23 protein-coding genes are annotated in these 26,493 nt (G+C 68.7%); 14 read left to right on the top strand and 9 right to left on the bottom strand.

Going from position 1 to position 26,493, the window contains the following annotated elements:
• Window positions 1-9 precede the first annotated feature (9 nt).
• The 13 genes from AC07OQ_RS11775 (at window position 10) to AC07OQ_RS11715 (ending at window position 15,159) form a co-directional block, all read left to right on the top strand.
• Window positions 10-1,290, top strand: coding sequence for a nucleotide sugar dehydrogenase (locus AC07OQ_RS11775; protein WP_495053316.1), 1,281 nt, complete (start codon window positions 10-12; stop codon window positions 1,288-1,290).
• Window positions 1,291-1,395: 105 nt separating this feature from the next.
• Entirely contained in the window at window positions 1,396-2,175 is a 780-nt protein-coding gene (locus AC07OQ_RS11770) for a class I SAM-dependent methyltransferase (protein WP_495053315.1), read from the top strand.
• The gene (locus tag AC07OQ_RS11765) at window positions 2,172-3,029 is read left to right on the top strand and encodes a glycosyltransferase (protein ID WP_495053314.1); all 858 of its coding nucleotides are present in this window, start codon (window positions 2,172-2,174) and stop codon (window positions 3,027-3,029) included. Before AC07OQ_RS11770 ends, AC07OQ_RS11765 begins: the two co-directional genes overlap by 4 nt.
• A gap of 4 nt (window positions 3,030-3,033) precedes the next feature.
• The gene (locus AC07OQ_RS11760) at window positions 3,034-3,453 is read left to right on the top strand and encodes a GtrA family protein (RefSeq protein WP_495053313.1); all 420 of its coding nucleotides are present in this window, start codon (window positions 3,034-3,036) and stop codon (window positions 3,451-3,453) included.
• Window positions 3,450-4,388, top strand: coding sequence for a glycosyltransferase family 2 protein (locus AC07OQ_RS11755; protein ID WP_495053312.1), 939 nt, complete (start codon window positions 3,450-3,452; stop codon window positions 4,386-4,388). Before AC07OQ_RS11760 ends, AC07OQ_RS11755 begins: the two co-directional genes overlap by 4 nt.
• Complete coding sequence (locus tag AC07OQ_RS11750) at window positions 4,388-5,992, top strand: ArnT family glycosyltransferase (protein WP_495053311.1); 1,605 nt, start codon at window positions 4,388-4,390, stop codon at window positions 5,990-5,992. Before AC07OQ_RS11755 ends, AC07OQ_RS11750 begins: the two co-directional genes overlap by 1 nt.
• 2 nt (window positions 5,993-5,994) lie before the next feature.
• Complete coding sequence (locus tag AC07OQ_RS11745) at window positions 5,995-7,179, top strand: TIGR03088 family PEP-CTERM/XrtA system glycosyltransferase (RefSeq protein WP_495053310.1); 1,185 nt, start codon at window positions 5,995-5,997, stop codon at window positions 7,177-7,179.
• A gap of 3 nt (window positions 7,180-7,182) precedes the next feature.
• Complete coding sequence (locus tag AC07OQ_RS11740) at window positions 7,183-9,144, top strand: XrtA/PEP-CTERM system amidotransferase (RefSeq protein ID WP_495053309.1); 1,962 nt, start codon at window positions 7,183-7,185, stop codon at window positions 9,142-9,144.
• Window positions 9,145-9,146: 2 nt separating this feature from the next.
• A complete protein-coding gene (locus AC07OQ_RS11735) occupies window positions 9,147-10,394 on the top strand; it encodes a TIGR04063 family PEP-CTERM/XrtA system glycosyltransferase (RefSeq protein ID WP_495053419.1) in 1,248 nt (415 codons plus the stop codon).
• Window positions 10,394-11,509, top strand: coding sequence for a glycosyltransferase family 4 protein (locus AC07OQ_RS11730; RefSeq protein ID WP_495053308.1), 1,116 nt, complete (start codon window positions 10,394-10,396; stop codon window positions 11,507-11,509). The genes AC07OQ_RS11735 and AC07OQ_RS11730 overlap by 1 nt, the downstream gene beginning before the upstream one ends.
• Before the next feature lie 3 nt (window positions 11,510-11,512).
• Window positions 11,513-12,859, top strand: coding sequence for a phenylacetate--CoA ligase family protein (locus AC07OQ_RS11725; RefSeq protein WP_495053307.1), 1,347 nt, complete (start codon window positions 11,513-11,515; stop codon window positions 12,857-12,859).
• 12 nt (window positions 12,860-12,871) lie between these two features.
• Window positions 12,872-14,185 (top strand): putative O-glycosylation ligase, exosortase A system-associated, encoded by a 1,314-nt coding sequence (locus AC07OQ_RS11720; RefSeq protein WP_495053306.1) that lies wholly within the window; start codon window positions 12,872-12,874, stop codon window positions 14,183-14,185.
• Entirely contained in the window at window positions 14,182-15,159 is a 978-nt protein-coding gene (locus AC07OQ_RS11715) for a polysaccharide deacetylase family protein (protein WP_495053305.1), read from the top strand. The genes AC07OQ_RS11720 and AC07OQ_RS11715 overlap by 4 nt, the downstream gene beginning before the upstream one ends.
• A gap of 10 nt (window positions 15,160-15,169) precedes the next feature.
• Here AC07OQ_RS11715 and AC07OQ_RS11710 read toward each other — a convergent pair whose 3' ends face one another.
• Window positions 15,170-16,831: an asparagine synthetase B family protein gene (locus tag AC07OQ_RS11710; RefSeq protein ID WP_495053304.1), complete on the bottom strand. Its 1,662-nt coding sequence runs from the start codon at window positions 16,829-16,831 to the stop codon at window positions 15,170-15,172.
• Window positions 16,832-17,007: 176 nt separating this feature from the next.
• On the opposite strand from AC07OQ_RS11710, the gene AC07OQ_RS11705 reads away from it, so the two are divergent.
• Window positions 17,008-18,429 (top strand): hypothetical protein, encoded by a 1,422-nt coding sequence (locus tag AC07OQ_RS11705; RefSeq protein WP_495053303.1) that lies wholly within the window; start codon window positions 17,008-17,010, stop codon window positions 18,427-18,429.
• Between the two features lie 24 nt (window positions 18,430-18,453).
• On the opposite strand, the gene AC07OQ_RS11700 is transcribed toward AC07OQ_RS11705, so the two are convergent.
• The 8 genes from AC07OQ_RS11700 to AC07OQ_RS11665 are packed head-to-tail and all read right to left on the bottom strand — an operon-like array spanning window position 18,454 to window position 26,354.
• Window positions 18,454-20,202 (bottom strand): asparagine synthase-related protein, encoded by a 1,749-nt coding sequence (locus tag AC07OQ_RS11700; RefSeq protein ID WP_495053302.1) that lies wholly within the window; start codon window positions 20,200-20,202, stop codon window positions 18,454-18,456.
• 33 nt (window positions 20,203-20,235) lie between these two features.
• The gene (locus AC07OQ_RS11695; protein ID WP_495053301.1) at window positions 20,236-21,678 is read right to left on the bottom strand and encodes a lipopolysaccharide biosynthesis protein; all 1,443 of its coding nucleotides are present in this window, start codon (window positions 21,676-21,678) and stop codon (window positions 20,236-20,238) included.
• The gene (locus AC07OQ_RS11690; protein ID WP_495053300.1) at window positions 21,678-22,382 is read right to left on the bottom strand and encodes a GNAT family N-acetyltransferase; all 705 of its coding nucleotides are present in this window, start codon (window positions 22,380-22,382) and stop codon (window positions 21,678-21,680) included. Before AC07OQ_RS11690 ends, AC07OQ_RS11695 begins: the two co-directional genes overlap by 1 nt.
• Window positions 22,379-23,623 carry a glycosyltransferase gene (locus tag AC07OQ_RS11685; protein ID WP_495053299.1) on the bottom strand — a complete coding sequence of 415 codons (1,245 nt, stop codon included), beginning with the start codon at window positions 23,621-23,623 and terminating at the stop codon, window positions 22,379-22,381. Before AC07OQ_RS11685 ends, AC07OQ_RS11690 begins: the two co-directional genes overlap by 4 nt.
• Window positions 23,624-23,637: 14 nt before the next feature.
• The gene (locus AC07OQ_RS11680) at window positions 23,638-24,372 is read right to left on the bottom strand and encodes a tetratricopeptide repeat protein (protein WP_495053298.1); all 735 of its coding nucleotides are present in this window, start codon (window positions 24,370-24,372) and stop codon (window positions 23,638-23,640) included.
• Window positions 24,369-25,268: a hydrolase 1, exosortase A system-associated gene (locus AC07OQ_RS11675; protein ID WP_495053297.1), complete on the bottom strand. Its 900-nt coding sequence runs from the start codon at window positions 25,266-25,268 to the stop codon at window positions 24,369-24,371. Before AC07OQ_RS11675 ends, AC07OQ_RS11680 begins: the two co-directional genes overlap by 4 nt.
• Window positions 25,265-26,095 (bottom strand): hydrolase 2, exosortase A system-associated, encoded by an 831-nt coding sequence (locus tag AC07OQ_RS11670; protein ID WP_495053296.1) that lies wholly within the window; start codon window positions 26,093-26,095, stop codon window positions 25,265-25,267. The genes AC07OQ_RS11675 and AC07OQ_RS11670 overlap by 4 nt, the downstream gene beginning before the upstream one ends.
• 7 nt (window positions 26,096-26,102) lie before the next feature.
• A complete protein-coding gene (locus AC07OQ_RS11665) occupies window positions 26,103-26,354 on the bottom strand; it encodes an acyl carrier protein (RefSeq protein ID WP_495053295.1) in 252 nt (83 codons plus the stop codon).
• Window positions 26,355-26,493 lie beyond the last annotated feature (139 nt).

Below are 26,493 nucleotides of genomic sequence, written 5' to 3'. Positions count from 1 at the left end.
ATTTGACAGATGAGCACGGTTGCGGTGATCGGCCTGGGATATGTGGGCCTGCCCCTGGTGGTGGAGTTCGGCAAGCACATGCGCACCATCGGCTTCGATATCTCTGTGCCCAAGGTCGAATCCTGCCAGCGCGGCGTCGATCCCTCGCGCGAACTCAGCGACGAGCAGGTGCGCGAGGCCAAGCAGGCGGTCTATACGGCCGATCCGGCCCTGCTGGCCGAGGCCGACATGATCATCGTCGCCGTGCCCACGCCCGTCGACGAGGCCCATATTCCCGATTTCCGGCCGCTGATCGGCGCCTCGACCAGCGTCGGCCGCCACATGAAGAAGGGCGTGACGGTGGTCTATGAATCGACCGTCTACCCCGGCGCCACCGAGGAGGTCTGCATCCCGGTGCTGGAACGCGAGTCCGGCCTGAAGTGGAAGCAGGACTTCTTCATCGGCTACAGCCCCGAGCGCATCAACCCGGGCGACAAGGAACACACGCTGACCAAGATCCTGAAGATCGTCTCGGGCGACAGCCCGGCCACCCTGGACAAGGTGGCCCAGCTGTACGAGACCATCATCATCCCCGGCGTGCACCGCGCCTCCAGCATCAAGGCCGCCGAGGCCGCCAAGGTGATCGAGAACACCCAGCGCGATCTGAACATCGCGCTGATGAACGAGCTGGCCATCATCTTCGACAAGATCGGCATCGACACCACCGAGGTGCTGCAGGCGGCCGGCACCAAGTGGAATTTCCTGAAGTTCAAGCCGGGCCTGGTGGGCGGTCACTGCATCGGCGTCGATCCCTATTACCTGACGCACAAGGCCGACATGATCGGCTACCACCCGCAGGTCATCCTGGCCGGCCGGCGCATCAACGACAGCATGGGCAAGTTCATCGCCGAGCAGACCATCAAGCACATGATCGCCGGCGGCAGCTACATCAAGGGTGCCAAGGTGAACGTGCTGGGGCTGACCTTCAAGGAAAACTGCGGCGACCTGCGCAATTCCAAGGTGATCGACATCATCCACGAGCTGAAGAGCTATGGCGTCGAGGTGTTCGTCACCGACCCGCAGGCCGAGGCCGAGGAGGCGATGCACGAATACGGCGTGAACCTGCTGCCCTGGGAGCAGCTGCCACGTGCGGACGCCATCGTGGCGGCGGTGGCGCACCGGGAATTCGAGGCGCTGGGCATCGACGAGCTGGGCCGCAAGCTGGTCAAGAACGGCGCCTTCATCGATGTCAAGGCGGCCTTCGACCAGCCGGCCCTGGTCGAGGCCGGCTACAAGGTCTGGCGTTTGTGAGCCGACGTGCGCAGCGATGTGCGATGGGATGAGCCGCGACGCCAAGGCATTCGCTGCAGCCTCAGCCCAACGCGCGTGATCTGACGGGAACTACGGGAGTGCGATATGTCGGAACCAAGTTTCGAGGAGTACTCCGAGCAGTCGGTCCATTTTTTCAGCCGGCAGGTGCCGGAACTTCTGTCGGAAGCATTGAGGGGCATGGATGAGGGGGCGACCATCGTCGACGTGGGATGTGGTGATGGTCATCTGGTCTGGGCGCTGTCGGACACGGGGCATCTCCCGCCTGGCGCGAAGGTGATCGGCGTGGATCTTTCGCCCTTGCGGCTGCAGCGTTTTCATGCCTTTACAGGGTACTCCGGCATCATGCCGGAGGGGCACCGCATCCCGGCGCTGGGCACCGGCACGGTGGATCTGACCCTGAGCACGATGGTCATCGAGCATGTGCCGGATGATCTGGGTCATGCGCGCGAACTGGGCCGCATCACCAAGCCGGGCGGGCTTCTTTATCTCAGCACCGTGATCCGCAAGCGTGGTGCCTGGTACTTCCGCAAGGCCCCTGACGGGCGCAGGGTGCTGGATTCGACCCATGTCCGTGAATATGCATCCGTGCCGGACGTCGTGCGGCTCGTTGAGGCCGGCGGCTTCGTGATCCGGCGGATCCGACTGTCACGCTTGTTCTTTCCCCTGGTGCATCCCTTGGTTCGCTGCTTGCATGCCCGACGCCGCATCCCGGATGTGCAGCGCATGTTTCTCAAGCCATCGATGGCCTGGATGGAGGCCTTGGCGCTGCCGATCCCTCGCTATCGCTCCATCGAGATCGTCGCGCTACGGGGGGATGCACTTTCTGCCGCGGGCAGCCCGGCGCATTTGAGCGGGCCCACATGAACAGCGAATTCACGGAGTCGCCGGTGGCCGATGCGCCCAGTGCCATGGCAGGGTCTTCCGTCGCGGGCGCGTCCGCCGATCAAGCGGCGCGCATATTGGCGGTCATTCCCACGCTGGGTCGACGGCTGGACACGCTGGATCGAGCGCTCGACTCCATCGCCAGCCAGGCCGGTGTCGCCGTCGACATCTGGCTGGTTGGCAAGCAGGCCAGCCCGGAACTGGCACAACTGGCGCAGCGGCATGGCGCCGGCCTGCTGCTGAACCCCGGACATATCTCGGCCGCGGTGAATGCCGGCTTTGCACAAGCGACCGCGGTCCATCGATTCGCTCTCTGGCTGGGGGACGACGATCTGCTGCGTCCCGATGCGCTCGCCGTGGCGAGCGGTCTGCTGGATGGTGATCCCGGCGCCGTTGTCTGCTACGGTGATTGCGACTACATCGACATCGACGGGCAATTGCTGTTCACCCGCACGCCGCCTGGGTGCTCGCCCTTTCTGCTGCAGTTCGTGCCCGGCCTGATCAAGCAGGAAACCTGCCTTTTCCGACGCGCGGCGCTGATCGAATCCGGTGGGCTGGACGAGAGCCTCCAGTACACGATGGATCTGGATCTGCTGTTGAAGCTGCGGCGCCTGGGGCGCTTCGTGAAGGCCCCGCGGGTTCAGGCCGCATTCTGCTGGCACCCGGGATCACTGACGATCTCCAACCGCCGGGTTTCTCTGCAGGAGGCGCAGGCGGTCCAGTCGCGTCATGCGCGCGGCCTGGTGAAATGGCTGTATCCGGTATGGAAGCAACTCATGGGGTGGCTGATCATGGCGATGAGTTCCAGAATCAACCGAAGCATGGGACGGAGTTGACGGGATGCGGCGACTTCTGAACTATCAGTTCATTCGCTTCCTGCTGATCGGCGGGGTGAATACGGCCTTCAGCTACGGGCTGTATGCGGGCCTGGTTTGGCTGGGGCTGAACTATGTCCTTGCCAACCTGGTGGCGACGGTGCTGGGCATCCTCTTCAGCTTCCGTTCGCACGGCCAACTCGTGTTCCGCAACACCGATCCGCGGCGCATGGTTCGGTTCTTCGGCAACTGGATGCTCATCTGGCTGGCCAACATCCTGCTGATCGGTCTGCTGATGCGTTGCGGGCTGGATGCCTATTGGGCCGGGGCCGTCGCCTTGCCGCCGACCGCGCTGGCCTCCTACCTGGTGCAGAAGTTCTACGTTTTCCATGAGCTTCCGCAAGCCGGCGACGGCAGCAAGGCTTGCCAGGAGAGTCATCTATGAGCGTTCGACTCGCCATCGTCGTGCCCTGCTACAACGAAGAGGAAGTGCTGCCGGAGACCAACCGCAGGCTGCTCGATGTGCTGACGCGCTTGCACGAACTCGGTCTGACCACATCGACCAGCGCCATCCACTATGTCGACGATGGCAGCCGCGATCGCACCTGGGCATTGATCGAGGAGATGGCCGGCGCGGATGCGCGCGTGCATGGTTTCAAGCTGTCGCGCAACCAGGGGCACCAGTCGGCCCTGATGGCGGGCATGCTGAGCGTCGAAGGGGATGCCGTTGTGAGCATCGACGCCGATCTGCAGGACGATGTGACGGTGATCGAGGCGATGGTGCGGGAATTCATCGCCGGCGCAGAAATCGTCTATGGCGTGCGCGATTCACGCGACAGCGACAGCGCCTTCAAGCGCAACACCGCACTGACCTATTACCGCCTGCTGCGGCGCATGGGGGTGGACCTGGTCCACAACCATGCCGACTTTCGCCTGATGGGGCGTCGCGCCGTCGATGCCCTGCGCGATTATGGCGAGGTCAATATGTTCCTGCGCGGCGTCGTGCCCATGATCGGCTACCGCGCCACCACGGTGAAGTACGACCGCGCCGAGCGCTTCGCGGGCGTGTCCAAATATCCGCTGCGCAAGATGCTGGCGTTCGCGATCGAGGGCATCACCTCGCTGAGCGTGGTGCCGCTGCGCCTGATCACCTTGCTGGGCCTGACCGTGTCGGCGCTCAGCTTCGCGATGATCGTCTTCATCCTGTACGGCACCCTGGTGCTGAAGGCGGCGATTCCCGGCTGGGCGTCCTCGGTCGTGCCGATCTATTTCCTCGGTGGCATTCAGCTGCTGTGCGTCGGCATTCTTGGCGAGTACGTGTCCAAGATCTATCTCGAAACCAAGCGTCGGCCACGCTACTTCATCGAACGGAGCGTCTGATGAGCGCGGCCAGCCTTCCCCTCGCGAGCGGGCGCCCAGAGTCGGGCGCCTGGGCGGACTGGCTGCTGGTACTCGGGCTGGGCCTGCTGCTGCGCCTGGCTCTGTTCAACGGTGCCTTCGGCTCCGACGACGTCACCTACTTCCAGCGCGCCTGGGACGTCGCCCGGGGGGACTGGTCGAGCGCCCAGTACAACGGCGCGCTGCGCTACGGCTTCAACCTCCCGGCCGGCGCGCTGATGTATCTGTTCGGGCACAGCGTGGCGGCCGCCAATCTGTGGTCGCTGCTGTGCTCGCTGTCCGAACTGGTCGCGGTCTACGGCCTGGCGCGCAGCGCCTTCGGCCGCACGGCGGCGCTCTATGCCGGCCTGCTGCTGGCCTGCACGCCGCTGCAGGTGGCGGTGGCCACGCGCATCCATGCCGATCCGATCGTCTCTGCGGCGCTGACCTGGGGCTTCGTCGGGCTCTACCATGGCCTGCGCCTCGACAGCCCGCGGCTGCTGTTTGGCGCCGGCCTGGCGATGGGCTTCGTCTATTGGGCCAAGGAACTGGCCGCGGTCTGCTATTTCGCCTACCTGCCGCTGCTGTATTTCTTCCGCGGCAAGCCGAGCCGTGTGCTCAGCGTGCTGGCCGGCGTGCTGCTGATGCTGATGCTCAACGGCCTGCTGATGATCTGGATTGCCGGCGACCCGCTGCACCCGATCAAGGTGGTGCTCGGCGCCCTGCAGCGCAATTTTGTCCAGGGCGGCGACGGGCGCGACGAGGCTTGGTACTACCTGCCGCTGCTGTTCGTCGACCTGCGCCATGTCGGGCTGCTGGGCTGGATGAGCCTGCTGGGGCTGGTGGCGCTGTGGCGCCGTCCGCCGCCCCAACAGCAAGCGCAGCAGCCATCGGTGCGGCTGTTCCTGACCTTGTGGGCCGCCGGGCTGCTGCTGGTGCTGAGCTGCTTCCCGGTGTCGCTGGCGCCCTTGCGCTTCACGCTCAAGCAGTCCAACTACCTGAGTCTGCTGCTGGCGCCACTGGCCGTTCTGGCGGGGGCCTTGCTGGCGCAATGGCCCGCGCGCCGCGCGCGCTGGGTGATGGCGCTGGCGGCGCTGCTGGGCATCGCGCTGGCGGCGCTGCAGCAGGCCGACTATCGCGCCTTCACGGCCAACAGCAAGGCCGTGGCGGCCTTCGCCGCCGCGCATCCGCAGGATCTGGTGCTGGGCTCGACCAACAATGCCAGCCTGGCGACGATGCTGGGCCGGCAGGCCGGCCAGCCCCTGCAGGTGCTCAGCTGGCGCGAGGCGCGTGGCGAGCCGGCACTGCTGTCCGAGGCCCTGCGGCGCAGCGGCGCCGTCTACGGCGTCCATGATCCGCAGACCGCGGCCTGGTTCGCCGGGGCGGCGGCACCGAGCCGGGTGCCGGCCTGCTGGCAGCGGATCGAGGCCTTGCAGCCGGTCGAGCTGGGGGCGGGCAATCTGCTGGCCGGCGGACTGGCGCGGTTGGCCGCCGGCGTGCCGGGCCTGGCGCGGGTCGAGCCGCGACTGGCCGCCTTGGCGCAGCCGCAAGCGGCCTCGCTGTATCGCGTGCCGAAGGACGATCCCTGGTGCGAGGCGGGGCGCTGAACATGGCCAACGAGACCACGCCGCCGCTGATCGTCCATCTGCTGTATCGCTTCGATACCGGCGGGCTGGAGAACGGCGTCGTCAACCTGATCAACCGCCTGCCGCCGGGGCGCTACCGCCATGTGGTGATCGCGCTGACCGAGGTCACCGACTTCCGTCTGCGCGTGCTGCAGCCCGGGGTCGAGTTCATCGCGCTGCACAAACCTCCGGGCCATGGCTGGGGGCTGTACCCGCGGCTGTACCGCTTGCTGCGCCGGCTGCGGCCGGCGGTCGTACACACGCGCAACCTGGCGGCGCTCGAGTTCCAGCTGGCGGCCTGGGCCGCGCGCGTGCCGCTGCGCGTGCATGGCGAGCATGGCCGCGACGTCAGCGACCTGGACGGCAACCGGCGCCGCTACCAATGGCTGCGTCGCGCCTACAGCCCCTTCGTCCATCGCTATGTGGCGCTGTCGCGCGACCTCGGCGACTATCTGGAGCGCAAGGTCGGCATCGCGCCGCAGCGGATCCGACAGATCTACAACGGCGTCGACACCGCGGCTTTCCATCCGGCGGCCGGTGCCCGCGAGGCCATGGCCGGCTGCCCCTTCGGCGCGCCGGAGCAATTCATCATCGGCAGCGTCGGCCGCATGCAGGCGGTCAAGGATCCGCTGAACCTGGCTCGGGCCTTCGCACTGGCGCTGCAGATCGCGCCCGCCCTGCGGTCGCGGCTGCGCCTGGTGATGGTGGGCGCTGGGCCGCTGCGCGCCGAGCTGCAGGCCGAGCTGCAAGCCCAGGGCCTGGCCGAGCTGGCCTGGCTGCCTGGCGACCGCAGCGATGTGGCGCAGCTGATGCGCGGGTTCGACTGTTTCGTCCTGCCTTCGCTGGCGGAGGGCGTCTCCAACACCATCCTGGAGGCGATGGCCAGCGGTCTGCCGGTGCTGGCGACCCGGGTCGGCGGCAATGCCGAGCTGGTGGACGAGGGACAGACCGGGCTGCTGCTGCCGCCGGCCGAGCCGAGCGCGCTGGCCGAGGCCCTGGTGCGACTGGCGACCGATGCCGCGCTGGCGCGTCGCATGGGGCAGGGCGGGAGACAGCGGGTCGAGCGCCGTTTCAGCATGCAAGCGATGCTGGAGGGCTACCAGGCCGTGTATGACAATCGACCGCAGGCGGGGGCAGGGCAGGCCGCGGTCATCGGGACGAGGAGTTGAGCGATGTGCGGAATCACCGGAATCTTTGACACCCGAGCGGGGCGCGATATCGCCCCCGCCCGGCTGCAGCGCATGAACGACTCGCAATGGCACCGCGGCCCGGACGAGGGCTCGCTGCATCTCGAGCCGGGCCTGGGTTTCGGGCATCGCCGCCTCTCCATCATCGACATCGCCACCGGCCAGCAGCCGCTGTTCAACGCCGACCGTTCGGTCGTGATCGTCTTCAACGGAGAGATCTACAACTACCAGGCATTGATGGCCGAGCTGCAGGCGCTGGGCTACCGCTTCCACACCAAGAGCGACACCGAGGTGATCGTCCACGCCTGGGAGGCCTGGGGCGAGGACTGCGTCAAGCGCTTGCGCGGCATGTTCGCGTTCGCGATCTGGGACCGCAATCGGCAGACGCTCTTCATCGCGCGCGATCGCCTGGGCGTCAAGCCGATGTACTGGGCGCTGCTGGACGACGGCATGCTGCTGTTCGGCTCCGAGCTGAAGTCCCTGCTGGCCCATGGGGAGATGCGGCGCGAGATCGATCCGCTGGCGGTGGAGGAGTATTTCGCGCTGGGCTATGTGGCCGAGCCGCGCTGCATCTTCAAGCAGGCCCGCAAGCTGGCTCCCGGCCACTGCCTGACGTTACGCCGCGGCCAGCCCGTGCCGCAGCCGCGCGAGTACTGGGATGTGCGCTTCACGCTGGACAACCCGATCGGCCGGCAGGATGCCGAGGCCGAGCTGCGCGAGCGCCTGCGCGAATCGGTGCGCCTGCGCATGATCGCCGAGGTGCCGCTGGGCGCCTTCCTGTCGGGCGGCGTCGATTCCAGCGCCGTGGTGGCGGCGATGGCAGGCCTGTCCGACGGGCCGGTCAACACCTGCTCGATCGCCTTCGACGATCCGAAGTTCAATGAATCGGCCTTCGCTCAGATCGTCGCCGACCGCTACCGCACCAACCACCGCGTCGAGACCGTCAAGAGCGACGACTTCGAGCTGATCGACCGGCTGGCGCGGCTCTACGACGAGCCCTATGCCGACAGCTCGGCGATCCCGACCTACCGTGTCTGCCAGCTGGCGCGCAAGCATGTGACGGTGGCGCTGTCCGGCGACGGCGGCGACGAGAGCTTCGGCGGCTACCGCCGCTACCGCCTGCATCTGATGGAGGAGCGCATGCGCTCGGCCCTGCCGGCCGGCCTGCGCCAGCCGCTGTTCGGCCTGCTGGGCCGGGTCTATCCCAAGGCGGACTGGGCGCCGCGCGTGCTGCGCGCCAAGACCACCTTCGAAGGCATGGCGCGCGGCTCGGTGGAGGCCTATTTCCACTCGGTCTCGATCCTGCGCGGGGCCCAGCGCGAGCAGCTGTTCGGCCGTCGCTTCAAGAGCGAGCTGGCCGGCTACGACGCGCGCCAGGTGTTCGAGCGCCACGCGCTGCGCGCCGGCACCGACGACCCCCTGGCCCTGATCCAGTACCTGGACCTGAAGACCTATCTGGTCGGCGACATCAACACCAAGGTCGACCGCGCCAGCATGGCCCATTCGCTGGAGGTGCGCGAGCCGCTGATGGACCATGAGCTGGTGGAGTGGCTGGCCACCTTGCCCTCGAGCCTGAAGATCCGCGGCCAGGAGGGCAAGTACCTGCTCAAGAAGGCGCTGGAGCCGCAGCTCTCCGACGACATCCTCTACCGTCCCAAGATGGGCTTCGCCGTGCCGCTGGCGCGCTGGTTCCGCGGCCCGCTGAAGCAGCGCGTGCGCGATGCGGTGCTGGGCGAGCGCCTGGCCGACAGCGGCTGGTTCAACGCAGACTACCTGCGCCAGCTGGTCGACAGCCACCAGAGCGGCGCCAGCGACCACAGCGCGCCGCTGTGGACCCTGCTGATGTTCGAGGCCTTTCTGCGTCAGGTGGTGGACGGCGGCGAGGCCTCGCTGCCGTTCGCCCCCAGGCCCACGCATACCGGCGAGGAGGCGCTTGCCCTGCCATGAGTCTGCGCGTTCTTCATGTCCTGGATCACTCGATCCCGCTGCACAGCGGCTACACCTTCCGCACCCTGTCGCTGCTGCGCGAGCAGCGGCGCCTGGGCTGGGACACGCATCACCTGACCAGCCCCAAACATGCGGCCGGCCTGGCCGACAAGGCCGAGCAGGTGGCCGGCGCCCTGGAGGAAACGGTCGACGGCTGGCATTTCCACCGCACGCCAACGCTGCCGGCCGGTGGCCTGCCGGGCCTGGGCGAGCTGCGCCTGATGCGCCGCCTGGAGACCCGCCTGCAGCAGGTGGCCGAGGCGCTGCGGCCGCAGATCATCCATGCCCATTCGCCGGTGCTGAATGCGCTGCCGGCCCTGAAGGTGGGCCGGCGCTTGGGCATCCCGGTGGTCTACGAGGTGCGCGCCTTCTGGGAGGACGCGGCGGTCGACCATGGCACGACGCGCGAGGGCAGCTTGCGCTACCGGCTGACGCGCGCGATGGAAACCCATGCGCTGAAGCGCGCCGACCATGTGTTCACGATTTGCGAAGGCCTGCGCGGCGACATCGTCGCGCGCGGCATTCCCGCGGCCAAGGTGACGGTGATCCCGAACGCGGTCGACATCGAGTCCTTCGAGCCCGGCGGCCGGCCCGACGAGGCGCTGAAGGCGAGCCTGGGCCTGGCCGGCTGCACCTTGCTGGGCTTCATCGGCTCCTTCTACGCCTACGAAGGCCTGGACCTGCTGCTGCGGGCGCTGCCGGCCATCCTGACCGCGCGTCCCGACGTTCGCGTGCTGCTGGTCGGCGGTGGCCCGCAGGAGGCGGCGCTGAAGGCCCAGGCCCGGGCGCTGGGCCTGCAGGACAAGGTGGTGTTCACCGGCCGCGTGCCGCATGCCGAGGTGAACCGCTACTACGACCTGGTCGATGCCCTGGTCTATCCGCGCCACTCGATGCGATTGACCGAACTGGTGACGCCGCTCAAGCCGCTGGAGGCAATGGCCCAGGGACGCATCCTGGTGGCCTCGGACGTGGGCGGTCACAAGGAACTGATCCGCGACGGCGAGACCGGTCTGCTGTTTGCCGCCGGCCACGCCGATGCCCTGGCCGCGGCCGTGCTGCGCCTGCTGGGCGATCCGGCCCGCTGGCCGGAGCTGCGCGCGCAGGGCCGCCGTTTCGTCGAAACCGAGCGCAACTGGCGCGCTTCGGTGGCGCATTACCCGGCCGTCTACCGGGGGCTGCTGGACGCATCCGGCGCGGAGGCGCTGGCCTGATGGACATGCAAGGACTGCGCATCGCGTTGGTGGGGCCGCTGCCGCCACCGGCTGGCGGCATGGCCAACCAGACGCGCCAGTTGGCCGAGCTGCTGCGCGGGGAGGGCGCGCGGATCGAACTGGTGCAGACCAATGCCGCCTACCGCCCGGCCTGGATCGAGGGCGTGCCGGGACTGCGGGCGTTTTGCCGGCTGCTGCCCTATCTGTGGGCGCTGTGGCGGGCCGCCGGGCGCGCCGAACTGATGCATCTGATGGCCAACTCGGGCTGGTCCTGGCATCTGTTCGCCGCGCCGGCGATCTGGATCGCAAGCCTGCGCGGTGTGCCGGTGCTGGTCAACTACCGCGGCGGCGAGGCCGGCAGCTTCCTGGCGCGCTCGGCCGGCCTGGTGGGGCTGAGCCTGCGCCGCGCCTCGGCCCTGCTGGTGCCTTCGGGCTTTCTGCAGCAGGTGTTCGCGCGCCATGGCTTTCGGGCCGAGATCCTGCCCAATGTGGTCGACCTGCAGCGCTTTCGGCCGGCCGAGTCCGCCGAGCCTGTAGCGGCGGCGTCGCACCTGCTGGTGGCGCGCAACCTGGAGCCGCTGTACGACAACGCCACGGCGATCCGCGCGTTTGCCCGGGCACGCGAGTGCCTGCCCGGGCTGCGCATGACGGTGGCCGGCACCGGGCCCGAGGCGCAGCGCCTGCGCGAGCTGGGCGACAGCCTGGGTCTGGGCGAGGCGCTGTGCCTGGCCGGCCGGGTCGAACGCGAGGCGATGGCGGCGCTGTACCGCGACAGCGCGCTGAGCCTGAACCCCAGCCTGGCCGACAATATGCCCAACTCGGTGCTGGAGTCGCTGGCCAGCGGCGTGCCGGTGATCTCGACCAATGTGGGCGGCGTGCCCCATCTGGTCCAGGACGGCGTGACCGCCTTGCTGGTGCCGCCGCAGGATGTCCAGGCGATGAGCGATGCCATCTTGCGCCTGCTGGGCGATGCCGCGCTGCGCGCCGCGCTGCGCCGCAACGGACTGGACGAGGTGCAGCGCTACACATGGTCCCAGATCGGACCCCAGCTGGCCGCCTATTACCGGCGCAGCCTCCAGACCCCGGCGGCCGATCTTCTTGCCCCGCATCCCTGAGCCATGTCCGTCTATACCCGCCTGGTCTCCTCGCTGATCTTTCCGCTGCACGAGCGGCTGAAGGGCCATGACAGCGTGCGCCTGCGCCAAGAGCTGGAGCGCAGTCAATGGCTGGCGCCGGCCGAGCTGGAGGCGCTGCAGCTGCAGCGGCTCAACACGCTGCTGCGCGATGCGGCCCGCGACGTGCCCTACTACCGCGAGCTGTTCGCGCGCGAAGGCATTGCCGCCGGCCGGTTCACGCGGCTCTCCGACCTGCAGCGCCTGCCCTTTCTGACCAAACCCCTGATACGCGCCCATACGGAAGCCTTGAAGAGCGCTGCGGCGCAGGGGCTGGCCCGCTTCAACACCGGCGGCTCCTCGGGGGAGCCTCTGGTGTTTTTCATCGGCAAACAGCGCGTCAGCCATGACGTGGCGGCCAAGTGGCGCGCGACCCGCTGGTGGGGCGTCGACATCGGCGACCCGGAGATGGTGGTCTGGGGCTCGCCGATCGAGCTGGGGGCACAGGACCGCGTGCGCGCCTGGCGCGACCGACTGCTGCGCACCGAGCTGTTGCCCGCCTTCCAGATGTCACCGGCCAAGCTGGACGGATTCGTCGCCGCGATCCGACGCAAGCGGCCGAAGATGCTGTTCGGCTATCCCTCGGCCCTGTCGCATATCGCGCGCCATGCCGAGCAGCAGGGCCAGCGCATGGATGACCTGGGCATTGCGGTGGCGTTCGTGACCTCGGAGCGGCTCTACGACGAGCAGCGCGCGCTGCTCGAGCGCGTCTTCGGCTGCCGGGTGGCCAATGGCTATGGCGGCCGCGACGCCGGCTTCATCGCCCATCAATGCCCTTCGGGCGGCATGCACCTGACGGCCGAGGATGTGGTCGTCGAACTGGTCGACCGCGAGGGCTGCCCGGTACTGGCCGGCGCGGCCGGCGAGATCGTCGTCACCCATCTGGCGACCGGCGACTTCCCCTTCGTGCGCTACCGTACCGGCGACATCGCGGTGCTGGACACCCAGCGCTGCGCCTGCGGCCGCGGCCTGCCCATGCTCAAGGAGATCCAGGGGCGCAGCACCGACTTCGTCGTCGCGGCCGACGGCACCGTGATGCATGGCCTGGCGCTGATCTATATCCTGCGCGACCTGGCCGGGCTGCGCTCGTTCAAGGTGGTGCAGCACAGCCGCAGCCACACCGAGGTGTTGCTGGTGGCCGAGCCCGATTTCGCGCCGGGTGCGCCGGCGCAGATCGTCGCGGGCTTCAAGAAGCGCCTGGGTGCGACGGTGGAGGTGAATGTGCGGCTGGTCGAGACCATCCCGACCGAACAATCGGGCAAGTTCCGCTATGTGGTCAGCCATGCGGTCTGAATTTGGGGTGCTATGCGTGATCTGATCGTTGTCTCCCTGGTGGTCTGGGGCTCGCTGGTGGCGCTGCGCCGGCCCTGGATCGGCGTGCTGGTCTGGACCTGGCTCAGCATCATGAATCCGCATCGCTATTCCTGGGGCTTTGCCTACGATGCGCCGCTGGCTGCGCTGGCGGCGGCGGCCACGCTGGTCGGCCTGCTGATCACCCGCGACAAGCATTCGCCCTTCACGGCTCCGGCGCCCATTCTGCTGGCGGTGCTGATGGTGTGGATGACCTTGTCCTGGCTCAATGGGCTGGATGTCGCCGACGACTATGTGCAATGGTCCAAGGTGATGAAGGTCGATCTGATGATCCTGGTCGCGTTGGCGCTGATGCGCAGCAAGCTGCAAATCATGACGCTGCTGTGGGTGGCTGCGGGCTCGCTGGCGCTGCTGGGGGCCAAGGGCGGACTGTTCACGGTCCTGAACGGGGGCAATTTCCGGGTCTGGGGGCCGTCGGGCTCCTTCATTGCCGACAACAACGAATTCGCCTGCGCGCTGGTGATCACGATCCCGCTGCTGCGCTTCCTCCAACTCCAGGTGCAGCAGCGCTGGGTCAGCACAGGCATGACCCTGCTGATGCTGCTGTGCGCGGCCGCAGCCCTGGGCAGTCATTCGCGCGGCGGCCTGCTGGCCATCAGCGCCATGGCCCTGTTCCTGTGGTGGCGCAGCAGGAGCAAGGGGCTGGGCGCCCTGGTGATCGGCGCGGTGGCCATCGGGCTGATCGCCTTCATGCCGGACGAATGGGTCACGCGCATGAACTCGATCGAGACCTATGAGGAGGACCGTTCGGCGATGGGCCGCATCAGTGCCTGGTGGAATGCCTGGAACCTGGCCTTCCACTACCCCCTGGGCGTGGGCTTCAATGCCGCCAGGCCCGAGCTGTTCGCGCGTTTCTCGCCCTATCCCGAGTTCGTGCACGCGGCGCACAGCATCTATTTCCAGATCCTCGGCAACCACGGCTTTGTCGGCCTGGGCCTGTTCTTGGCGATCTGGATCTCGAGCTGGCGGATCGCGGGCTGGCTGCGGGTGCACGGCGCCAAGATTCCCGAGGCCGCCTGGACGGTCGACCTGGGCAACTACTGCCAAGTGGCGCTGGTCGGCTATGCGGTCGGTGGGGCCTTCCTGAGCCTGTCGTACTTCGATCTGCCCTACAACCTGATGGCGGTGCTGGTGGCGACGCGTGTCTGGGTCGAGACCAAGTCATGGCAGACCGAGACCGTACCGGTGGCCCGCTGGTGGCGCCTGCTGGGCATCGGGCCGACTCCGCCGGCCGAGGCCAAGCCATGATGTTCAGGGCCGCGCTGCGGCTGGCGTCACCGCCCGGCGCGGGAGGCCGGCTGGCCATCGTGATCTTCCACCGTGTGCTGCCCGCGCCCGACCCGCTGTTTCCCGGCGAGGTCGACGCGGCCCAGTTCGCGCGCCTGTGCGGATGGTTCAAGCGCTGGTTTCAGGTCCTGCCGCTGGACCAGGCCACCGAGCGGCTCAAGCAGGGCAGCCTGCCGGCGCGCGCGCTGGCCATCACCTTCGATGACGGCTACGCGGACAACCACGAGGTGGCGTTGCCGATCCTGCGCGAGCATGGCTTGCCGGCCTGCTTCTTCGTGGCCAGCGGCTTTCTCGATGGCGGGCGCATGTGGAACGACACCGTGATCGAGGCGGTGCGGCACGCGCGCGTCGCCCGCTTGGACCTTGACGGCTGGCTGCCGGATCGGGCCGACGGGGCCTCGACGCTGGCGCTGGACAACTGGGACGACAAGCGCGAGGCCGTGCAGCGCTTGATCGGCAGCCTCAAGTACTGCGAGCTGGCGGAACGCGAACGCTGGGCGGCGGAGCTGCTGCAGCGCTGCCGGGCCACGCCCAGCGATGCCTTGATGATGAGCACGGCACAGCTGCGCGGGCTGCGCGCTGCCGGCATGCAGATCGGCGGGCACACGGTGCGCCACCCGATCCTGGCGACCCTGGACCGGGCCGAGGCACGCCGCGAGATGCTGATGGGCAGGGAGGCGCTGCGGGCCGCATTGGGCGAGGAGATCAGCCTGTTCGCCTATCCCAATGGCAAGCCGCACACCGACTTCAAGGCCGAGAGCGTCGAGCTGGCACGGGAACTGGGCTTTGCCGCGGCGTTCACGACGGCCTGGGGCGCGGCCGACGGCGCCAGCGACCCCTATCAGCTGCCACGCTTTTCACCCTGGGACCGGGATCCCCTGCGTTGGGGCCTGCGCATGCTGGACAACTACCGGCGCCGGCCGGTCCGGGTCTGAGCCCCGGCGCTCACGCCAGCCTATAGGCCGGAGCATGGGCCTGCAACCATTGCTCCAGCATCATCAGGATCCAGACCATCTCGCCGTAATAGCCCGGGTGGGCGGGCAGATGCTGCCGCAGCAGCGCGTCCAGGAACTCGGCCCGCACCAGGCCGCGTCCGCGCAGGCTGTCCAGCGAGGCGCGGGCCAACTCCATCAGGGCGGGCGTGCGCGTCAGCCAGACGCCGAAGGGCAGTCCGAAGCCCTGTTTCTTCTTGCTGAGGATCTCGTCTGGCAGGAAGCCGCGCAGCGCTTCCTTGAAGAACCAGCGCAGCCTGAGCCCGCGCAGCTTGTAGGCGGTCGGCAGGCCGAGCGAGAAATCCAGCAAATCCTGGCTCAGCATCGGGAAGCCGACCGCGATGCCGGCCAGTCCGCAGCTGCTGCGGACCTTGGGCAGATCGCTTTCGGCCAGCGTGAAGCGCCAGTCGAAGGCCAGGGTGCGGTTCAGTTCGCTACAGTCGCCGGCCTGGGCCCAGACCTGGCGCTGCAGTTCCGCGGGGGCTTGCAGCGACACCTGGGCCAGCAGCGCCGGCGTCAGCACCTCGGCCGGCCCCAGGCGCAGCAGCAGGTTGTACATCTGCAGGCGATCGGGCATGGGCACCTTGGCCTGCTCCACATAGCTGCGCCCCTTCTTCAGCAGCGGCAGGCCACCCAGCGGCGTGCGCTCCAGCAGGGGCTCGACCAGGCAGCCGCGCAATGCCGCGGGCAGCACCTGGTAGCCACCGAACACGCGCTGCTTGGCATAGCGGCTGTTGCCACCGAACAGCTCGTCGCCGCCGTCGCCGGCCAGCAGCTTGGTCACGCCATCGGCACGCGCCATGCGCGCGCAGTAGTAGGCCGGCAGCACCGAAGAATTGCCAAAGGGCTGGTCGCAGTGGGCGGCCATGGCGGGAACGCTGTCCACCAGGTCCTGCGGCGTCACATAGTATTCATGGTGCTCGGTGCCGAAGGCCTTGGCGGCGAGGCGCGCATACACCATCTCGTCATAGCCTTCGGCATCGAAGCCGATCGAATAGCTCGCACCGGGACGGCCCTGCACCCGACCGATCATGCCGGCGACGGTCGAACTGTCGGTGCCGCCGCTGAGGAAGCAACCGGCCTTGCCCGCGTCGAGTTCGTCGGCCACGGCCTGCTGCAACAGGGTCTGGAAGCGCGCCTTCAGTGCCGGGAAATCCGCGTCCTGCGGCTCCCGGAAGGCCGGCTGCCAGTAGGGGCGGACGGTCAGCCGGCCGTTCTCCAGCAGCGCGCAATGGCCGGGAGGCAAGCGGTAGACGCCCTTGAAGACCGTGCGCGGCGAGGGGATGCAGTGAAAGTAGAGGTAGTCGAACAGCGCCTGCGGGTCGATGTCCGTCGCGGCGTCCGCCAACTGGTCGGCGCGCTCGGCGCAGCGCAACTCACCATCCACCACCCGATAACACAGGCTCCGGATCGCGAAACGGTCGACCGCCGCGAAGCTGCTGCGGCGCTCGGCATCGTGCACCAGCACCGCGAAGTCGCCACCCACCTGCGCCGCGGCCATGCCACCGAGCCTTGCGAAGGCCTGAGTCCAGGCGACGCCGGCGCCATGCTCTGCTGCAATGCGGGCCAGTTCCTGATCTTGGAATTTCGGGTTGCCGCGGCTGAGGAGGGACAAAGACTCGGGCGATGGCATTGTTTTTTATCGTGTGCAGAGGGGCCTGCCGGATTGCGGCGCAGTGTGCCAGAGTTTGTCGGCGCCCAGCCTTGCGACATCCCATGAATGAGTGTTGATCGGTATTAGGGGCTTGCTAGCATTCGCGCTCCGATATAGACAACTCAGGGGGCATCCGCATGACCACCGTTCGCTGCATTTCTCCCTCAGCCCGCGTCCGCCGGATTGCCGTCGCTTGCCTGCTGGCGAGCGGCTTCCCGATTGCCGAGGCGAATGAATTCGATCGGCTCGCCGGCCTGCTCGCCGCCACGCCGCAGGGAGGCTGGGTGAAGGCCAGCATCGGCACCTTCCCCGAGGCCTGGGCCACCGGTTCGACCGCGGTCAATCTCCCCAGCTATAGCAACCCGGCGTCCATCGTCACCGCCTGGAGTTCTTTTGCCTGGGACTCCACCCGCGGCGACCTGCTGCTCTGGGGCGGTGGCCACGCCAACTATGCCGGCAATGAGGTCTACGCCTGGGACGGTGCCAGTGGCAACTGGTCACGCGGCTCGCTGGCCAGCCGTCTCGATGCCAACTACTACGTTGTCGACAATGCCGCTCCGCAGTCGGCCCACACCTACGACAACAACCTCTACCTGAAGAACAATGGCATGTTCCTGACGCTGGGTGGGGCGGCGTTCCAGAGCGGTGGCAACTTCGCCAGTGCAGGGGGCCGCACCGGTCCTTGGCTGTGGGATCCCACCAAGGCCGATCCGAACAAGGTCGGCGGCACGACCGGCTCCGGCTATGACCCCAGCTCGCTGGGTGGTCAGATGTGGACCAACCGCCAAGGGCATTGGACCGGCAACGAAGGCCCGAGCTATGTCAACAGCACGACGGCCTATCGCAGCGAGAACGGCAAGGACGTCGTCTATCTGACATCGGACAGCAATGCCTCCGGCTTCCCGACCCTGTACCGCTACACGCTCGGCGATGTGCGCCAGGGCGGCAGTGACAGCTGGGAGGCGATCGGACGCATGTGGTACAGCGCCGGCTATCAAGGAACGGCCACGCTCGATTCGGCCAATAACTACTATGTGCGAACCGTGAACAGCAACACGGCGGCCGACTACGATCTGACGCTGTGGGATCTGGGCTTGGCCACGCCCGGCAATCCCGACGCCAACAAGGACCGGCCCATCCGCCTGGTCTATGGCGATGGCACCGACTTCAGCGTCAACTCCTTCATGGCGGTCGAGTACGACGCGGCCAACGGCCAGTTCCTGATCTGGGACGGCAAGAAGCAGGGGACCGTCTACTCGACCCATGTGATGCGCGATGCCCAGGGGCAGTTGCTGACGACCTGGGAGGTCGTCAAGCGCACCAGCAGCACGGCCGCGCAGCCCGAGGGCAATTTCGTCACCGGCGTGCTGGGCAAGTGGCAGTATTCGGCCGAGCTGGGAGCGTTCATCGCGCTCGACGAGTTCCGCAACAACGACGCCGGCGTCTGGCTCTACAAGCCTTTCGACCTGACGGTCCCGGTGCCCGAAGCCAGCAGCTGGGCGATGATGCTCGCCGGCTTGGCCGGGCTGCTGCTGATGCAGCGCCGCCGCCGCGCCTGAGCGTTGCGGGGCCGACGGTCCGCCTTAAAGACCGTCGATCGCCACACCCGGTCGCAGCGCGCGCAGAAAGGGCCGGCTCGCCTCGATCAGGTGATCGAAGCGCGCCGGGCCGGCCAGGGCCAGTGCGTTGAGCCCCAGCAACAGCGGGCGGTTCAGTATCTGGGCCGACTCGGGGCAGCCGGCCAGCAGCTGCCAGCGTTGGCGCAAGGCGGCGCGGCGCTGGCGACGCAGCGCATGCGCATCGAACCAGCCGTCCGACCATTGGGCGCGCAGGCTTTCGCGCAGGGATTCCGGCAACTCGACGGGGCAGGGCTGGTGGCCCGGGTAGGACTGCCAGGGGATCCGGCCGCATCCGTCCGGCAGGCTCAGCAGCAATTCGTTGTAGAGCCGGTGGCCAATGAAGGGATCGACCGCGGCGCCGATGACGACCTGCAGAAAACGGCTGTCGAAGAAGGGCAGCACCAGGTCGATGCGATGGCGGTGCACCTGCTCGTAGTGGCGCGTCAGATGGCGACGCTGATCGTTGAGCATGAAGAAGAGATGGCAGTTGCGCCCGGGCTCGACGTCCGGACGCTGGGCCAGGTCTTCGCGGATCGAGCGCAGCGGCAGATCTGCCAGCGGGCGCGAGGCCCTCTTGAAAACATGCGGCGAGACCCAGGACCGGTTGGCCTGCTGGATCAGGGCCGCGGCCGCGTCCAAGCCCTGGCTGCGGGCCGCATCGACGATGGCCTGGTTCAGGTAGACATGCCCCAGGCCTACGCTGCCGCCGTCGCCCGACCAGATCAGGCGCGGGCAATGCAGCCTTGCATGCACGGCCGGATGCGCCTCGCGCCAGGCCCGCAGCGCCTGGCCCTGGCGCACGGCGAAACTCTCCTCGCCGGCCCCGTACTCGAAATGCGAACTGCCTAGCGACCGCGCCGCCAGGCGGCCGTACACGAGGTCCTGCGAGCCTTCGGGCGCGAAATTCAGGCTGTGCACGGCGTGGCCACCGCTACGCAGCGCGGACACCAGCAGCCGCGAGTCCATGCCACCGGACAGGAAGGCCATCACCTCCGGCTGCCCTCGGCCGCGCTGAGCGCAGGCCCGCGCAAAGGCTTGCTGCACCCGCTCCCGCAAGGCCTGACCCTGCAGGCCGTGCGGCCGCAGGGCCGCCCAGTCGAAATAGCGCAACAGCTCGATGCCATCCCTGTGTAGTCGCAGCAGCGTGCCCGGTGTCAGCAACTGCACGGCCAGATAGGGGCTGCGGTCGCCCAGCGGAAATCCAAAGGCCGCACTCTCGGCGGCGGCGCGCCAGTCGGGCGTCTTGTCAAGCTCGTCCAGCCGCTCCAGCGCCCACAGTGCCGACGAGACGAAGACGAGCCCGCCGCAGCGGGCCCAGTAGATCGGCCGCACACCCAGCTTGTCGGTGATGGCCAGCAGCTCGCGGTCGGCACTGCGGTACAGCAGCCCGCTGAAGGTGCCATGGGCCTGCGCCGCCGCCGTCGCGGGGCCGGCCAGCAGGCGCTCCGCAAGCCAGGCCAGGCCCTGCGGGCGGTCCAGTTCGACGCCGTCGGCCTCCACCACCGGGTCGCCGGCGAACACCGCCATGTCGTCCCCCTGCTGCAATGACGATGCACCCGGCCACAGGCCCAGATCGACATGGGCGATCTGGCAATGAGGCGTCTGCACCAGCCGGACGTCGCCGGCCTCCCGCAGGATCTCGCCCAGGCGCTCGCCCAGGCGCGGATCCAATGCCTCCGGTTGCAGGGCATATGCGGCAAGAAAGACGGCCATGCGCTTGCTCCTATCGAATCTTGTGGTCGGGAATCAGTGGGCGACGCCGCGGGCCAGGCCCAGCAGACGGATCGCGCTCGCGCGATCGAGCAGCCACAGCGCCAGCGCGTAGGCCAGCATGCCGGTCAGTACCAAGCCCATGACGCCGAGCACCGTGCTGCCCTGCCGGCCCAGGGCCAGGCCGGCGGCGGTGACGCCGGCGCACATCAGGCCGCTGCACAGCATCGGCCGGCCGACGGCGCGCAGCGCGTCGAGTATGCCGATCTGCAGCACGCCATGCGCGCGGCGCAGGTTCAGCGCCACCATCAGCGGCAGGCCCAGCACCCAGCCGCCCGCCAGGCCGACGGCGCCGAACTGCGCACCCAGCACGAAGCAGGGCAGCAGCAGGATCACGCCGGTCAGGGTATTGCGCAGCTCCAGCCCCGCATGCCCCAGGCCCTGCAGCACGCTGGACAGCAGCACGCTGACCAGGCGCAGCGGCAGCACGGCACAGACGATCTGCAGCGGCAGCACGGCACCGGCCCAGGGCGTCCCCAGCAGCAGTTCGATCAGCCAGGGCGCGACGGTCGCCAGCCCCCACAGCACCGGGACCAGCAGGTAGGCGAACAGGCGCAGCCCGGTCAGCAGCGCCGGCCGCACGCTTTCCCCGTCGCGATTCATCTGCGCAATGGTCGGGTAGGCCACCGTGTTGACGATGTTCATGACCTTGCTGACGGGCAGCATGGCCAGATGCATCGCCACCGAGTACTCGCCCAGCGCGGTCTTCGACAGGCTGCGGCCGGCCACCAGCACGTCGCTCTGGCCGAACACATAGCTGCCGACCCGCGACACGGCCACCTTGAGCCCGAAGCCGATCAAGCCGCGCGCCGGACGCAGGTCCAGGCTGGGGCTCAGGCGCTGCGGCGCCAGTGCATGGAGCAGCAGCACGCGGGCCGCGGCGCCGCCGAGCGGCCCCAGCACCAGCGCCCAGACTCCCTTGCCCGCCCAGGCCAGCGAGACCGTGCCGAGCGTGGCCGCAAGGGCGCTGCCGAACTCGACCAGCGAGGCGCCCCGGAACTGCATGGCCCGGCGCAAGAAGGCGTCGGGAATGGTCGCCAGCGGCGCCAGCAGCAGGTGCAGGGCCGAGACCTGGATCAACAGCAGGGCCTCGGGCGCGCGAAAGTACCAGGTCATGGCCGGCGCGGCAACCAGCATCAGCAGGGCGCCGGCCAGGCCGAACAGCAGGGCCGCGCCGAAGACGCTGCGCACCTGGGTCTTGTCCAGCGACTGGGCCTGGATGATGCCGGCGCCGATGCCGAATTCCGCGCCCATCGTGATGATGGCAACCAGGGTCGAGCAGATTGCCGCCAGGCCGAAGTCCTGCGGCGCCAGCGTCCGCATCACGTAGATGGTGCCCACCCATGAGATCAGCTGGGCCGAGAAGCGGCCGATGGCCACCCATTTGAGTCCGGCGAGGAAGGCGTGTTCTGTCTTCATCACGGCGACTCCGCCGGGGGGGCCAGCGGGATGCAGGGGCGTTGCTGCGGGCCCAGCGAGAGATGGAGATGAGGCGCCTGCGGCAACCAGCTGAACTGCAGGCGACCCAGGCACAGGAACAGCGCGCTGTGCAGCGGCCGGGCATCGAGGCGGGCATGAGCCTTCAGCGAGGCCGGGTTGTAGGCCGATATGCGGCTGAAGGTCCAGCGCACCCCCTCGGCCTGCAGATGGCGGTTGGCCTCGTCCCAGAGGCGGGCCAGGCAGCGGCCCAGTCGATAGCGAGGTTCGACATAGACGTCGTAGTCCCAGACCGAGACCGCCGGCTGGACAAGCAGATAGTCGCAGCGCACCTCGTCCTCCCGGTAGCGCTCGCGCTGCAGCCAGAGGAAGCCGGCGAACTGCGCCTTCACCACGGCCGCGAAGCACAGGGCCCCGTCGCGGTAGCGCTGCTCGATCACCTCGGCCGGGCGCGGGAAGCTCGCGCGCAAGGGCGAGTCGGGCGCGGCCGGCGCGATCACCGTGTCGGCGCTGGGACGCAGCGCCTGGGCGGCGGGCCGCACCGGCTGCGCCACCAGATAATATTTGTGCAGACGTGCCCGGCCGCCGCTGAGACGCTCCAGCAGGCGATTGATCAGGTAGAGCGAACCATCCAGCGCCCCCAGCTTCCGCCAGGGTGCGCCGAGCCGGGCCAGCCAGGCCTTCATGAGGCGCTTGGCGTGGTGGCCAGGTCCAGCAGCTGCGCAAGTTGCCTGGTGCGTGCCAGGCGCGAGGCGCCCGCCACGGCCGCCTGGCTGGGGAGCAGGCGCAGCCCGGGTGCGCGTGCGAGCAGCCGTGCCAGCAGCGCGGCGATATCGCCCGCGGCGTCGAGGCGAGCCTGGTCGGTGATGCCCGCCGCGCGCAGGACCTGTCCCGTATCGCCGCCCGGGTCGGTCAGCGCCAGGATGGGCCGGCCGGCGCGCAGGTATTCGTAGAGCTTGGCCGGTACCTGCTCGTTGCAATTGGCGGCCTGCAGCACCAGCAGCGCATCGGCACGCATCATTTCCCGCAGCGCCTCGGCATAGGGCAGGGGCGGCAACAGCTCGATGTAGTCGGCCATGCCGTGCCGTGCCGCCAGGTCGCGCAGCAGTTGCTCGTGCACAGCGGCTCGAAATCTCAGCCTGAAGCGGCCCGGCGCGATCTGTCCGCGCGCCGCCAGCAGCGCCAGCGCCTCGATCAGCTGCGTGGGGTCGCGCTCCTCGGGATAGACGATGCCGCTGTGCAGCAAGGTCAGCGCACCCGGATTGAGCGGCTGGCGCTCGAACTCGCCGAGGCCGGCGAAGCTCTCCTCGTCGTAGCCATTCTCCAGGGTCGCGATGCGCTCCGCCGCGGCCGGATAGCGCAGGCCGTAGCCGCGTGCCGCCGACGGCGTCGTGAAGGTGCAGAACCGGGCCTCGGCGAGCGCCATCGATTCGATATCCTTGAACGATTGCCAGACCTTGGGGTCGCTCGGGTAGCCGTCCTGGGCCATGGGGTCGCGAAAGTCGGCGATCCAGGGAAGGCCGCTGCGCTGCATCAGGCCGCGGCCGATCAGGTGCGCAGTGGCGATCGGATAGGTCGACCAGATCGCATCGGGGCGAAATTCACGGATCATGGCCAGACCTTGACGCAGGGCATCGAAGCGCCAGCTGACCCAGCGATCGGGCCGGGCCGTGAAACCGGCGTAGCGGCCGCGCAATGACAGATGGCGCGCCGCATCGAGCGCGAAGGCGCGCCGTACCGGCATGCCGGGCGGAATCTGATCGAGCAGTTCGTCGCTGCAGCGCTCGTAGGCGCGCGGATGCGCAGAGAGGACCAGCGGCTGCCAGCCGAACTGCGGCAGTTGCTGGGCAAAGCGCAGGCCGCGCTGGATGCCGCTGCTGCCGGCCAGCGGCGGGAAATGGTAGGCGATCAGCAGGACCTTCTTCATGCGTGCGGCCGCACTCAGGACCGGGGTGCCGAGGCCGCCTGGGCCTCGGACGCAGCCTCGGCGGGCGGCGGGGGCGGTTCCTGCCAGCGGCCGACCTGTGTCAGCTTGTCGCGCAGGTCGGGGCGCTGCAGGCCCAGGGCCTGGCTGCGATGGGCATGCTCGAGCGCCTTGTCATAGTCTTTGATCTCGAAGTACAGCAGGCCCAGGTTGTAATGGGTGAAAGCATTGTCGCCCGCCGCCGCGGCGACGGTGGCCAGTTCGCCGCGCGCCATGTCCGCGCGCTGGGTGGCCAGCAAATGGGTGACGAAGATCATCCGGGCGACCTGATCGTCGCGCTTGAAGCGCAGGGCGCGCTCGAAGAAGCAGTCCACCGAGTAACGCATATCGGGGACGCGCGGCAGGCGTAGCTTGGCCGCATAGCGCTGCAGGGAGATCAGGGCGCGGTGATGGTTCGGCGAGGTATGCAGCACATAGTCGATGTCGCCCCCGATGCTGCCGGTCTTGCCGCGCAGCAGGCCCTCGACCTCGCTGGTGAAGTGATGGGCATCGACCACCTTCAGCTGGCCGTTGCGCTCGAGCCGGTAGTCGAACGGGCCGTAGGAGCTGGTCAGCGGTCCGCAGGTGTTGTCGTCCTGGGCCCATGCCGGCGCGGCGGCGAGCAGCATGGCCAGCAGCATGGCGGTCCCAGGGCGCGAACCAAGGCCGGCGGGGCGGGCGGGGCAGGAGGGAGCGGCGGTGGAGATGTTCATGTGTAAGCGCTCGGCGGGTGAGGAAGGGCCGGGGCCGATCCCAGTTGTTGCAGCCAGTCCAGCAATTGATTCTCGGCCTCGCGGCGGGCCGAACTCAAGGACAGGGTGTGATCCGCACCCCTCAACAGTTCACGCCGCAGGCCCTGGCGCCGCAGCGCCCGGCTCCACAGCGGCGAGCCCTGTGCATATTCGATGAACTCGCGCGCCGTGTAGTCGAGCTCGCTGAGCTGCAGCAGGATCGGGCCCGCGAAGCCCAGCCAGCCCTCGGCCATGCGCTCCTGATAGGCCATCGAGGCCTGGTCTGCCATCCTGCCGCCGCGCATGCGCAGCAGCGCACGCAACAGCTCGAGCGGTGCCGACAGCGCCACGCCGCCGCGCAAGAGCTTGCCCCAGAAACCGCGGCTCAGCAGGCGTCGCAGGTAGTAATGCTTGACCTGGGTGCGGGCCTGGCTGACGGCCGAGCGGACCCAGGGGTTGAGCAGGCACAGGCCGGCCACGCGCGGGTCGCGCCGGCGCTGGCAATAAAGCAGGGCGGCCGAGGCCGCATCGCACAGGCCCCACAGCACCACGCGCCGGCACGCCGGCTGGGCCTGCTGCAGCGCGTCGAGCGCGACGCCGATGTCCTCGTCCAGCTGCTCGAAGCCGCGCAGCGCGCCGCCGCTGTCGCCCAGGCCGCGATGGTCGAAGCGCAGCGTCGCATGTCCCGCCTCGGCCAGCCGGCGCGCCAGCAGCACGAACTGGCGGTGGCTGCCGACGCGGTACTGCGGGCCGCCGACGATGATCAGCACGGCGGTGTCGCTCTGCTGCGGCTGAGCATTCCCGGCCGGGCGGCTCAGCACGCCGATCAGTGGCTCGCCCTGGCAGCGCAGCGGCAGCACCTGCTCCAGAGAGTTCATGCCGGCACCTCGTGGCCGGTCGGGCTGTGCGCCAGCAGTCCCGCCAGCGTCGCGGCGATCAGGTCGGGCGCGTCCTCGATCTCGGTGGTGCTCCAGAAGGCCGGCCCGGCCGGCGCATGCGCCGATATACGGGCATCCCCCGCATGCGGTTCCAGCCAGGCCTGCGACGCCGGCAGCAACTCCTGCCGCGCCGACAGCTCCAGCCACAGCAGCGTCTGCTGCGGGGCGGGTGCGCAGAGCAGCGCGGCCTCCAGGCCCTCGGCCAGTGCCGCCGCCAAGACATAGCCGGCGATCTCGACCGATCGGCCCGCACGCAACTCCGCGCGCAGATCAGCCATCTGGGCCTGGCCCTGCCCGCCGGCCAGATCGGCCGCCAGGCGCAGGCGCAGGAACTGCTGCAGCTGCGGCTTGCCGCTCAGCATCGGTTGCCAGTAGATCAGGCCCGCGACGTCGCTTGCGCGGCGCTGGGCGGCTTGGCTAGCCAGCAGGCAGCCCGCGCGTAGGCCCCACAGCCACAGAGGTCGGCCGGGGTGCTGGCCCGCCAGCCAGTCCAGGCCCAGCTCGACATCGGCCAGCCAATCGCTCCAGCCGGCATCGCCAAAATCGTCGCTGCTGTCGCCGCAGCCGCGCAGGTCGATCTGCAGCACGGCATAGCCGGCCTCGGCCAGCGCGCGGGCCTGCAGGGCCGCCATGCGCCGGGCCTTGTTCATTTCCTCCGCGAACGGATGGACATAGAGCAGCGCGCCGCGCGCCACCTCGCCCCGGGCCGGGTGGTAGACGCAAAAGCGCTGACCGCCATCGCCTGCCGTCAGAAAGAAGGCCTGCATGGCAGCGTCAGAGCTGGGTCTTGCTCCGCGCGAAATCCACCAGGGCGCCGACGCTGGCGAAGGTCTCGCCATCGATCTCGTCGTCGTCGACGCTCATCCCCAGCTGCTCCTCGAGCGCGGTGATCAGGGACACGACGGCCATCGAGTCGAGCTCGGGAATCGCGCCCAGCAGGGCGGTGTCGCGCGTGAAGGCGCTGCTGCGGCCCTCCAGGCTCAGTACCTCGTCCAGAATGCGAAGAACCTGTTTTTCTATGTCCATGAGCTGCTCTCGGAGGCGCGCGTTGCGCGGACTGGGACGCGCGGTGCGGCAAGCGCGGCGCCGGCGCCTAGGGTGGCGGCATCATAACGGCAGGCCCAGCACCGCCGGCTGGCTCGGCCCCCCAAGATCGGGGCCCTTC

It is taken from the genome of Roseateles sp. GW821-FHT09B06 (assembly GCF_059418245.1).
The sequence above is the reverse complement of the archived record's forward strand: the minus strand, read 5'-3'. Positions and strand labels throughout refer to the sequence as shown.